This is a genomic window from Nonomuraea sp. NPDC005983 (assembly GCF_040614375.1).
Taxonomy (GTDB): Bacteria; Actinomycetota; Actinomycetes; order Streptosporangiales; family Streptosporangiaceae; genus Nonomuraea.
In genome coordinates this window covers 1-10,777 of sequence record NZ_JBEXUP010000222.1, presented here as the reverse complement: position 1 = coordinate 10,777, position 10,777 = coordinate 1, and the positions used below count along the sequence as shown (strand labels likewise).

Annotated in this window: 9 protein-coding genes; 6 read left to right on the top strand and 3 right to left on the bottom strand. The window is 70.4% G+C overall.

Going from position 1 to position 10,777, the window contains the following annotated elements; translation table 11 throughout:
• Nucleotides 1-211: 211 nt before the first annotated feature.
• Together ABZ297_RS44705 and ABZ297_RS44700 are read right to left on the bottom strand one after the other, a co-directional pair.
• Nucleotides 212-1,459 carry a cytochrome P450 gene (locus tag ABZ297_RS44705; RefSeq protein ID WP_355359966.1) on the bottom strand — a complete coding sequence of 416 codons (1,248 nt, stop codon included), beginning with the start codon at nt 1,457-1,459 and terminating at the stop codon, nt 212-214.
• A gap of 42 nt (nt 1,460-1,501) precedes the next feature.
• Nucleotides 1,502-3,058: a class I SAM-dependent methyltransferase gene (locus ABZ297_RS44700; RefSeq protein ID WP_355359963.1), complete on the bottom strand. Its 1,557-nt coding sequence runs from the start codon at nt 3,056-3,058 to the stop codon at nt 1,502-1,504.
• Between the two features lie 299 nt (nt 3,059-3,357).
• Between ABZ297_RS44700 and ABZ297_RS44695 the strand changes: the two genes are divergently transcribed.
• From ABZ297_RS44695 to ABZ297_RS44685, 3 genes are read left to right on the top strand one after another with little or no spacing between them, the layout of a single operon-like run.
• Nucleotides 3,358-4,176: a methyltransferase domain-containing protein gene (locus ABZ297_RS44695; RefSeq protein ID WP_355359960.1), complete on the top strand. Its 819-nt coding sequence runs from the start codon at nt 3,358-3,360 to the stop codon at nt 4,174-4,176.
• 19 nt (nt 4,177-4,195) lie between these two features.
• Complete coding sequence (locus ABZ297_RS44690; protein WP_355359957.1) at nt 4,196-5,284, top strand: DUF2855 family protein; 1,089 nt, start codon at nt 4,196-4,198, stop codon at nt 5,282-5,284.
• Between the two features lie 21 nt (nt 5,285-5,305).
• A complete protein-coding gene (locus ABZ297_RS44685) occupies nt 5,306-6,031 on the top strand; it encodes a DUF2306 domain-containing protein (RefSeq protein ID WP_355359954.1) in 726 nt (241 codons plus the stop codon).
• A gap of 121 nt (nt 6,032-6,152) precedes the next feature.
• Here the strand turns inward: ABZ297_RS44685 and ABZ297_RS44680 are convergent, their stop codons facing one another.
• Nucleotides 6,153-7,505: an extracellular solute-binding protein gene (locus ABZ297_RS44680; protein ID WP_355359951.1), complete on the bottom strand. Its 1,353-nt coding sequence runs from the start codon at nt 7,503-7,505 to the stop codon at nt 6,153-6,155.
• 180 nt (nt 7,506-7,685) lie between these two features.
• On the opposite strand from ABZ297_RS44680, the gene ABZ297_RS44675 reads away from it, so the two are divergent.
• The 3 genes from ABZ297_RS44675 to ABZ297_RS44665 all read left to right on the top strand — a co-directional run.
• Nucleotides 7,686-8,936: an acyl-CoA dehydrogenase gene (locus ABZ297_RS44675; RefSeq protein ID WP_355359948.1), complete on the top strand. Its 1,251-nt coding sequence runs from the start codon at nt 7,686-7,688 to the stop codon at nt 8,934-8,936.
• Entirely contained in the window at nt 8,933-10,348 is a 1,416-nt protein-coding gene (locus ABZ297_RS44670; protein WP_355359945.1) for an FAD-binding monooxygenase, read from the top strand. Before ABZ297_RS44675 ends, ABZ297_RS44670 begins: the two co-directional genes overlap by 4 nt.
• 86 nt (nt 10,349-10,434) lie before the next feature.
• On the top strand, nt 10,435-10,777 hold a 343-nt coding region (locus tag ABZ297_RS44665; protein ID WP_355359942.1), incomplete at its 3' end, for a condensation domain-containing protein.

The following is a 10,777-nucleotide window of genomic DNA, read 5'->3' as shown; positions in this document are numbered from 1 at the left end:
ACGTACGTCTCGGACAAGAGCGAGACTTTCAGCAGCATGCCGGCCACCACCAGCAGCAGGAGCCGGCCTGCTCGTCGAGTGAGCAGGCCGGCTGCGAGCCCGGGACATGCTCGGAGGGTGTCCCGGGCTCCGCGGAGCTCGGGACACCCTCCGACCGGGCCGCAGCCCGGGTGAGCAAGCCCCGGGTGAACAAGCTACGCGGCCGTAGCGGTCAGGCGGCCTGGGCGACGCCGCTGTCGACCTTGGTCAGGTGGACAGGGAGGCTGCGGTGGCCGTTGAAGATGAACGTCGGCAACGGCTGAATCTCCTCGACGGGAACGGCGAGGCTCAGGTCGGGGAAGCGTTCGAACAGCGAGGACAGGCCGACCGTCGCCACCATGACGGCGATACCCGCGCCGAGGCAGAAGTGCGGGCCGTGGCCGAAGGACAGGTGCCCCTTGTCCGGTCGCGTGATGTCGAAGACGCACCTCGACTCGCCGTGCACGGCGGGGTCGCGGCCGATCGCGGCGTAGTTGACCAGGAGCGGGTCGCCTTTGGGGATGGTCACGTCGCCCAGGTCGATGTCCTCGACGGCGTATCGCAGCGGCAGGTTGGCGATCGGCGACTCCAGCCGCAGGACCTCGTCGATGACGTCGTCCCAGCCGGCCTTCCCGGACTTGACCAACTCGAGCTGCTCGGGGTGGCTGAGCAGCTGGGTGATCGCCAGGTCGAAGAAGTTGATGGTGGTCTCCGAGCCCGCGCCGAGGATCGCGAAGATCGTGTCGGCGAGCTCCTGCTCGCTCAGCCGCGAGCCGTCCTCGTCCCGGGCGGCGATCAGGTCGCTGGTGATGTCCTCGCCGGGCTGGGCGCGCTTGAGCGCGATCAGGTCGGCGATGGCGGTGCGCCAGCCCAGCAGAACCTCCTGAGCCTGCTCCGGGCTGATGGTGGTCTGCGCCATCATGTCGAGGACCTTCGCGGTCGCGACCCTGGCCTCCTCGGACATGCCGATCAGGTCCGCGACCAGCATGCCGGGCAGCGGGTAGGCGAACCGCTCCTTGAGGTCCACCACCTCGCCGGGCGGCACGGCCGACAGGGCGTCCAGCAGCATCGTGGTCAGCTCGACCACCCGCGGGCGGATCTCCTCGGTCCGCCGTGGGGTGAACGCCTTGCCGATCAGCCGGCGCAGCCTGCGGTGGTCGGCGCCGTAGGTGGTGGACACGTTGTCCATCGCCACCCAGCTGATCAGCTCCCAGTCGGGCCGGATCTCGCCGTTGATGAACGCCGGCCAGTGATTGCGGGCGCTCTTGCTGACTCTGGCGTCGGTCAGCAGCCGCTTGCTCACCTCGTAACTGTTGACCGACCAGACGCGTACGCCACCAGGCAGCTCCACCTGGACGGCGGAGCCCTGCGCGCGCAGCGCGTCGGCTTGGCCGTGGATGTCCTGGCCGGTCGGGTCCAGGAAGGGACAGCGCTTCTCCATCGGACGTCTCCCACTGTTCTCGTAGCCGTTGCTGTGAACCGGTCAGGCCGGGCGCTGGGCGGTGATGAATACGAACGTCGCGGTGCTCGCCGACTCCTTGCGCACGACCAGTCCCGCGTCGGCGAGCCATTGGCGGATCTGGTCGAGCTCGAACAGCATGTGGCCGTCCGGGCGGCTGGGGAAGAAGTGCGACGCCTGGAAGTAGCGGGCGACGGGGTCGTCGCTCCACCGGAACGTCATCATCGTGAGGATGCCGCCGGGACGCAGGCAGCGGCCGATCTCGGCGATGGCCGTCGCGGCGTCGTCGGGGAAGGCCTGCAGCGCGTTCCAGAGGTTGATCGCGCCGACGCTTGCGTTGCGAAACGGCAGGTTGAGGGCGCTGCCCCTGACGGCGGGCACCTCGGGCAGCCGGCCGCGCAGCACGTTGAGCATGGGCAGGAGCATGTCCACCGCGATCAGCCGGTCGACGCCGACGGCCTCGGCCACCACGGCGGTCCACCGGCCGGCCCCGGCGGCCAGGTCCACGACCGGCCCCTCGGTGGACTTGAGGTTGTCGATGATGTAGGCGTCCTCGTCGGCCGGGGTGACCGCGTTGCCGAAGTTGCTGCCCGCCAACCGCAGGTAGGAAGGGCGCTGCACGGCCTCGTACACCAGGCCCATGGTGGGCATCTCGGTCAGTTTCTGCAGCAGGTCCGCGGTCGCCTCGTGGGCCGGCTGGCCGTCACGGACGCCGGCGGACAGGTCGAGGATCCCGTTGGCGCTGGGGTAGGTGGTGGCGCACGTGTCGCACCGGGCGCCGTTCTCCAGCACCGCGATCGGGCCGCGGCAGGTGGGGCAGCGCAGCAGCGCGGCGCGCGGGCCGAACGTCTCGTCCACCGGCCGGACCGGCGCCTGCTTGATGGCCTCCCGCTCGGGAACGGTTCGGACGGTCACGGGGGCGGGCGGGCCGTTGCGCACCGCCCAGTAGGCCAGGGCGCCGGTGAACGCCCAGAGGGTCCGGGTGTCGTTCTCCCAGTTCTTGACGATCTGCTGGGGGCTGAGGCCCTTCAGCGCGGCCTCGGCGAAGGCCGCGTCCTTCTCGTCGAGCGTCCACACCGACGGAGCGGGCCACACCCGGCCGAGGTCGGGGCGCTGCGGGTCGAGTTCGGCCAGCCCGCGCTCCAGGCGGGTCCGCTCCTCGATCTCGAGGGGGAGCTCGCCGGTGACGGCGAGAATGCGGTCGCGGTCGGCGGGGAAGTGGGCGAGCAGGTAGAGCAGCGCGAGCGTCAGCGGCTGCCCGCTCGTGCCGCCGCGCACCAGGTCCAGGTAGCGATCCAGGCCGGCGCGCACGGCGGTGGCCACCTCACCGTCGAGGCGCGGGTACTCCGCCTCGGCGAGCAGGCCGAGCAGGATGGCGAGGTACCCCTGGCGGTCGGAGCCGACCTCGTCGAGCGCGGCCACCAGCGCCGGCGTCGCCTCCAGGGCGAGGTCGGTCAGTTCTCCCTCGCTCCACAACGCGCCGGCAAGTCGGTGAAACGCCGCGTCGAGACCGTCGGGCGTCGCATTGATGAACGAGTTCACCAATTCCGCGACGGTCGAATGGGTAACAGAGGCTTTCATCAGGGATTCCTCCCGGAGGCGAATGGGCAGGCCGGGCCAATAGCGATCGTGGCATCGACGGCGGCGGCCGGACATCTTCCGTTATGCGGCCCGGCCGGCTGCCGCGAGCCACGGTTTATCGCCGGTTTCGTTCGCGGGCGCGGCATAGTCGAATGCGTCGATATATGGCCGCTCGGCACGCGGCGCCATTCTGCTGATGCGCCGTCGATTCAGCTGCCAAGAGCGCAAGCCGAGAGATGCGACCACGGCGGATCGGCGGCCACGATGGCCTCGCCAACAACGGCGACCCGGGTGGGCACATGAGCAAGACTGCGGATATCGGCGAGCATTACGACAAGCGCTCGCCGATCGGCGACGAACTACGCAACGGCCAGCTGCACATGTGGTACTGGTACGACCGCGAGGACGACGCGTCGCTGCCCGAGGCGGTCCACCGGATGACCCGCAAGGTGACCGACACCCTTGGCCTGCGGGCCGGCGAGCACGTCCTGGACGCCGGTTGCGGGCCTGGGGAGACCGCGGTCTACCTCGCGACGCGGTTCGGTGTGCGGGTCACCGGGATCACGGTGAGCCGTTTCGAGATCGAGCGTGCGGTACAGCGTGCGAGCTCCGGCGGCGTCGCCGGCACGGTGACGTTCGCGTACGACGACTTCACGGCGCTGTCCTGTGCGGACGCCACGTTCGACGCGGTGCTGGCGCTCGAGTCGCTGCAGAACGCTCCTGACCTCGACCAGGTGTTCGCCGAGCTGTACCGCGTGCTGCGCCCGGGAGGGCGCATCTCCTTCTCCGACTTCAGCCTGGCGGACCAGGGAGATCCGGCGCGGGTGGCCACGTTCATGGACACCCTCAAGCTGGCGAGGCTGCCCACGCTGCCGCAGTGGCTGGAGCACGCGCGGGCCGCCGGCTTCGAGATCGAGGAGTACACGGAGTGCGGTCCGCGGGTCTTCGGCCAGAAGGCCAAGTACCTGGAGGCGGCGCTGCGCATGCGGGACGAGGTGACGGCCAAGTTCGGCGAGGACGCGGTCGACGAGTTCTCCCGGCTGCACCACGGCTTCTTCGTACCGCGCAGGAACCAGATCGGCTACGTGATCGTCTCGGCGAGGAAACCTCACCGGTGAGACCCTCTTGGGAGTTCAGATGCTGAAAGGACGGCACTCTCCGGCTCTGGAGGGAGACGGCTGGGACCTGCTGGTCCGGCGCGACGACCTGACGGCCGCCGAGGTCCGGCCGGCGCCTCAGCCGGTGCTCGCACCGGGTGAGGCGCGGCTCGCGGTCGAGAAGTTCGCGCTGACCATGAACACCGTCACCTACGCCCGGCTCGGCGACTCGGAGCTGCCGTTCTGGGCGGCCTTCCCTGGCCCGGCGGGGTACGGCCGGGTGCCGGTGTGGGCCTTCCTGCGGGTGACCGACTCGCGCAACCCCGACATCCCCGTCGGGGGCCGGTACTTCGGCTTCGTACCGATGGGCACGCACCACACGGTCGCGGCGCAGCTCACGACCCGCGGTTTCGTCGACACGGCGCCGCAGCGCGCCTTCCTGCCCACGTGGTACCGGACGTTCCAGCGCGCGGCGGAACCGGACGCGCTCGACGATCGGCGGGCCGTGTTCCGGCCGATCTTCCCCGCCTCGTTCCACCTCGCCGACTTCGTCGCCGGGCACGCCGAGCGGGGCGCCAAGTCGGTGCTGATCACCAGTGCGTCGAGCCGGACCGCCATCGGGCTGGCCGAGCTGCTGGCCCGGCACGGCGACCTGCCGACCGTCGGGCTCACCTCGTCCGCCAACGTCGGCTTCGTCGCCGACGTTGGCTGCTACGACATGGTGGTCGGCTACGGCGAGCTCGCCTCGGTCCTCGCGCCGGCGGTGTTCGTCGACTTCACCGGTGCGCACCGGTCGATCTCAGCGCTCTACGAGCGGTTCCCCGGCCAGCTGGCGCACACCGCGCTGGTCGGCTACACGCATCCGGAGTCGGTACAGCAGCCGCCGGACCTGGCCGAGCCGGAGCCGGAGATCTTCTTCACCCCGGCCGTGGAGGAGCAGACGGTGGCGGACGAGGGCGAGGACCACTTCTACGCCCGTTACCACGACGCCGAGCAGCGGTTCCTCGAGTCGACGACCGCCTGGCTCAGCATCCGCCGGCAGCAGGGCCCGGAGGCGGTCGCGGAGGTGTTCCGCGCTCTGCTCACCGGGCCGCAGCCGCCCGGCTTGTCCTATGTGCTCAGTCCATGAGAGACGGTCGGAGGAACTACCGTGTCGTTAACTACCGGCGAGGACCGCAAGTCGGACGGGCCTGACCAACCATCGCGGCCGGCGGGTGCCGCACAGCGCGAGGGGAAGCCGTTCTGGCGGCGCCCGTGGATCATTCCCCTGTGGCTGGTGACAGCCGCGTTCCTGTACCTGCAGGCGGGGCCGTTCGTCGGCACGCCGGAGGCCGAGGCGCAGATTCCGGCGCACGACGGCTTCCCGGCCTACTACCCGCTGCTGATCACGCACATCTCGCTCGGCACCGTCGCCATGGTGACCTGCTGCCTGCAGGTGTGGCCGTGGATGCGCAGGCGGCACCCCGCGGTGCACCGGGCCATGGGGCGGATCTACGTGCCCGCCACCTTGATCAGCGGTGTCTGCGGGCTCATCATCATCCCGTTCGCGCCGGTGGTCGGCCAGATCGGCGCGTTCATGTCCACCACGCTGTGGATCATCACCACGCTGGTGGGGTTCTGGGCGGTCCGCACGGGCCGGTACGTCCTGCACCGCCGGTTCATGCTGTACAGCTTCGCGCTGGTGATGAACAACGTGTGGGGCCTGACGATGGCGAAGATCATCATCGGGTTCGGGATCAAGATCGACTTCACCTATCTGGGAGAGGCGGCCCGCTGGATCGGCTGGGTGGTGGACCTGATGCTGGTCCAGTGGTTCCTGTACCGGACCGCCAAGCAGCCGGTCGAGGGCCCGGCGCGCCGGCGGGCCGGCGCCTGACAGCCCGGAGCCGGACACCGCGCAGAAGGGGCCTGCCTGCGAAAGAGCTGTGGCCCGGACCGCTCCGAGAGCGTCCGGGCCACAGTGCTGTGCGAGGGGCTGTGCGAGGTGGTGTGCCGGATCAGGTGCCGACGAGCAACCAGCTCCCGTCGCGAGGGCCGGGGCCGAGGCAGGTGGCGTTGTAGGCGTCCAGGGCCTTCTGCGCTTCGGCGGTGGCCCGGGTGAACCGGGTAACCGGTTCGGCGCCGCGCACCAGCACGTCCTCCATCGCCGCCATGATCGCGGTCTGGATGCCGTGCGAGCCGGGGAACACCGGCCCGTTCGACCCGGGTGAGCCGTCGGTCCGCTCAAGCTGGTCGGTGGCCACCCGGTGCAGTGGCTGCTCGGCGAACCAGCCCTCCTGTTCGAGTACGGCGACGGCGCCGTAGGTGGCGGGCGTGGAACCGACGGCCTTGTGCCAGTCGGCCCCGTTGCGCGGGCTGTTCACGTACTGGATGAACGCCAGCGCGCCGTCGCGCAGCGCCGGATCCAGACCGTCGGCGAGCCAGAGGGCGTCGCCGCCGATCCAGTTGCCGACCGGCGCGATCCGCTCGTTGTGCGGCAGGCTGCTCGCCGTCACCTCGAATCCGCCCGCCCGGCCGACCTCGGACATGGCGGCGATCTCGAAGGAGGAGCCGAACCGGAACACCACCCGCTGCTCGGCGAACGCCCGGCCGCTGCCGACCCAGTCCTCGAACGCGCCCGTGTAGAGGTACCACCCACGCTCGTTGAGCTGCCGCCACCAGGCCACATAGGACATGATCTCGTCGGAGGCGAGGTCCACCCTGCCGGCGCGGGCGGACCGGCCGTTGTCGTTGTCCAGGAACAGGCCGCCCTGCTGGGCGACCGCGTGCTGGAACAGCTTCCCGTCGTCCGGCCAGGTGACCGCGAACTCCGGCCCGCCGTCGAGCCGCTCGATCGCCTTGCACGCCGCGATGAGGTCGGCCCAGGTCCGCGGCACCGCACTGACTCCCGCGGCACGCAGCATCGTGGTGTTGGTGTAGAGGAGCATCGTCGAAAGCGTCAGCGGGACGGCCGCGACCTCACCGCCGATGGTGTAGAAGCCGCGGCAGGCCGCGATGAGGTCGTCGAGGATGACCGGCTCGCCGAGGATCTCCGTGCGGCCGGCGACCTGGGCCCCGATCGAGGTGAACAGCGGCCGGCCGTCGCGGGTGACCGTGTCGATCGCCTGCTGGGACGCGCCGGAGTAGTAGGACGCGATCGTCGGCGGCGTACCGGCCAGCGCCAGCCGGGACACCTCGGCCGGCAGGTCCTCGTAATAGCAGCCCCGAATATTGACCCGATATTCGGGATGTGCTCGTTCGAACTCCGCGGCCCACTTCCGGACCGGTTCGAGAAATCCCGGAAACGGATATTCGGACAGCACGGCGTCGATCACGAACGGCGGTGAGCCTGTCGATGCGTCCGAAGGCATGAGACCTCCATTTGAGCGAGAGCGGCCGGTGCGCGGCGCGCGACGGTTTCGCCGTCCATGCTGACATCGGCCTTCATCGTCGGCATCTCCCTGGTGGCGGCAATTTGGGAGATGTAGTCGCTGACGCGATTTTGTGATGCTGAACGCGCAGCAACGCTTCCAGTAAAGGATGTGCGGTATATGTCAGTTCTCGCTGCGAGTATTGGCGAACAAGGATTTCCTCGCCCGCCCGAACCGGGCCTGACTCCGGCGGACGTCATCACCAGGGCGGAGGCCATCGCGGCCACCCTCGTGGAACGTCAGCAGGAGACCGAAGACCGCACCTTCTACGCGTCGGACACCCACGAGGTGTTCGCCAAGGCCGGCTTTTACCGCATTCTGGTGCCTCGCCGCTTCGGCGGCTACGAGTTCGGCGTGGACACGTTCATGCGCGTCTCGATGGCGCTGACTCGCGGCTGCCCGTCGACGGGCTGGATGTACACCCTCGGCGCCGCGCACGCGCTCGCCGTCGCCACGATGTTCCCGGAGCGGACACAGGAGGAGATCTTCGCGGCCGGCGACTTCATCTGCCCCGCGACGGTCATGCCGGCCGGCACCGCCGAGCGCGCCGACGACGGCAGCTGGGTGATCAACGGAACCTGGAGCTACTGCTCGGGTTCGCCCTACGCGACGCACTTCCTCGGCCACGCCCTGGTCTCCCGGGCGGACGGCGAGCCGACGCCGATGATGTTCATCGCGCCGCGGAGCGAGTGGCGCCGGCTGGACGACTGGGGGCAGCAGCTCGGCCTGCGCGGCAGCGGGTCGCACAGCATCACCATCGACAACGGCCGCGTCCCGGACCACTTCACTCTCGACGGCCACATGAGCGAGTTCTCGGTCGCCGACAGCGCGCCCGGGCTGCGCCTGCACCGCAACCCGGAGTACGGCGGCGGGCCGTTGAGCTTCATGAACCTGGAGAGCGCCGTGCTCGCCGTCGGCATCGCCAGAGGAGCCCTGGACGCCTACGAGGACCTGATGCGCACGCGCACCACGTTGTTCCCGCCCGTCGTCCCACGCACCCACGACCCGGACTACCAGTTCTGGTACGGCGAGGCCGCCGGCCTGATCGCCACCGCGGAGGCCGCCATCCTCAACGCGACGCAGCAGTGGCAGGAGGCCTGTGCGCGCGGCCCGGCCACGTTCACCAGGGAGTTCGAGATGCGCGTCGCCACGATCTGCCGTCAGGTGGTCGAGTTGAGCTGGCGCGCCGTCGAACAGCACCTGCTGCCCACCGCGGGTTCCAGCGCGGTGCGCAGGGGCCAGCGGCTCGAACGCGTCTGGCGGGACATGTCCATGTTGCACACCCATGCGGGCTTCACCGTTTTTCTCGCTGCCAAGGCGCAGCGCGAGCTCGCCAAGGCTCGCTTCGACATCGAGGAGGTACCGCGATGAGCCAGCGCCTAGGCCACCGCGCGATCGTGCTGGGCGGAAGCATGGCCGGGCTGCTCGCGGCCCGGGTGCTTGCCGAGTCGTTCGCCGAGGTGGTGATAGTGGACCGCGACGAACTGACCGGCGTGACCACGGCCCGGCGCGGGGTGCCGCAGGGCCGGCACGTGCACGGGCTGCTGGCGCGCGGCCAGCAGATCCTGGAGGAGCTGTTCCCCGGCTTCACCTCGGGCGCGACCGCCGCCGGCATCCCGACGGGCGACCTCGGCGAGCTTCGCTGGTTCTTCGGCGGTGCCCGGCTGAAGCCGAGCACCACCGGGCTGATCTGCGTGTCGGCCACCCGGCCCATGCTGGAGTCCCATGTGCGGGCCAGGGTGGCCGCCCTGCCCAACGTGTCGCTGATCGAGCGGGCCGACATCGTGGGCATCACCACGACCCGCGACAACTCCCGGGTGATCGGGGCGAGGATCCACCGCCACGCCAAAGGGAGCACCGAGGAGGTCCTGGACGCCGAGCTCGTCATCGACGCCACCGGCCGCGGTTCGCGAACGCCGGTGTGGCTGGACGAACTCGGCTACGGGCGGCCGGACGAGGACCGAGTCAAGATCAACATCAGCTACACGTCCAGGATCTACCGGCTTGCCGACGAATCGGTTCTGAACGGCGACCTGTCGATCAACCCGGTGGCGACGCCCGCGGCACCGCGCGGCGCGTTCTTCTCCCGGATCGAGGACGGCAAGTGTGCGCTGTCGCTCACCGGTGTGCTCGGCGACAGCGCGCCGACCGACCCCGACGGGTTCCTCGAGTACGCCAGGTCCCTTCCGGTGCCGGACATCTACGAGATCATCCGGGACGCCGAACCGCTCTCCGACGCGGTCGTCTACCGCTACCTGGCGAGCGTCCGGCGCCGCTACGAGCGCCTGGCCCGCTTCCCCAAGGGTTTCCTCGTGCTCGGCGACGCGGCCTGCAGCTTCAACCCGGCCTACGGCCAGGGCATGACGGTCGCGGCGCTCGAGGCGCTGACCCTGCGGGAGCACCTGACCCGCGGCATGCCCGAGGCGGCCGGCTTCCACCAGGACATCTCCCGCGTCATCGACGTGCCGTGGGACATGGCGGTCGGCGGGGACCTCAGCTACCCCCAGGTGGAGGGCCCTCGCCCGCTGAAGGTCCGGATCGGCAACGCGTACGTCGCCAAGGTGCACGCCGCCGCGACCCGCGACCCCGAGGTGACCAGGGCGTTCATGCGGGTGGCGGGCATGGTCGAGGCGCCGACGGCGCTCATGCGTCCCAGCATGATGCTGCGCGTGCTGCGCAACGGGAAGCCGTCGGAGTCGGCTCCCCTGCCGCGCACGGACAGCGGAACCGGCAGCGGGCCCGACAGCGGACCGGACGACGTGCGGGCCGCGCGCGCCGCCTGAATCCGCCTACTCCGGACGGGCCGGTCACCGAAGAGGTGATCGGCGGCGACATCGACGTGACCGCGACGTGACGGCAGGGCAGGGGAATGGGATCCGACGATGGCGCGGCGAGTTTCGCCGTCACCACCAGCGCGCAGGACGGGCTGTGGTTGCTGGCGGAGCTGTCGCCCGAGTCGCCGGCGCACACCGTGTGCCGGGCGTACCGGGTGGCCGGGCCGCTGGACGTCGGCGGGTTGCGGGCGGCGTGGCGGGCGGTGGTCCGCCGGCACGAGAGCCTGCGCTGCACGCTCGTCGAGCGGGCCGGTCGGCTCGCGGCGCGAATCGCCGGGGACGTCGCCGATGACGTGTGGTCGTTCGTGGATCTCGCAGCGCGGCCGGCCGAGCACCCTCACGCCGCCGCCCGCGAGTTCGGCGCCGGGCTGGCCGCGG

Coding starts and splice junctions, on each gene's coding strand:
- ABZ297_RS44675 (WP_355359948.1), top strand. CDS start 7,686: ATGTCAGTTCTCGCTGCGAGTATTGGCGAACAAGGATTTCCTCGCCCG.
- ABZ297_RS44705 (WP_355359966.1), bottom strand. CDS start 1,459: ATGGAGAAGCGCTGTCCCTTCCTGGACCCGACCGGCCAGGACATCCAC.
- ABZ297_RS44700 (WP_355359963.1), bottom strand. CDS start 3,058: ATGAAAGCCTCTGTTACCCATTCGACCGTCGCGGAATTGGTGAACTCG.
- ABZ297_RS44670 (WP_355359945.1), top strand. CDS start 8,933: ATGAGCCAGCGCCTAGGCCACCGCGCGATCGTGCTGGGCGGAAGCATG.
- ABZ297_RS44695 (WP_355359960.1), top strand. CDS start 3,358: ATGAGCAAGACTGCGGATATCGGCGAGCATTACGACAAGCGCTCGCCG.
- ABZ297_RS44680 (WP_355359951.1), bottom strand. CDS start 7,505: ATGCCTTCGGACGCATCGACAGGCTCACCGCCGTTCGTGATCGACGCC.
- ABZ297_RS44690 (WP_355359957.1), top strand. CDS start 4,196: ATGCTGAAAGGACGGCACTCTCCGGCTCTGGAGGGAGACGGCTGGGAC.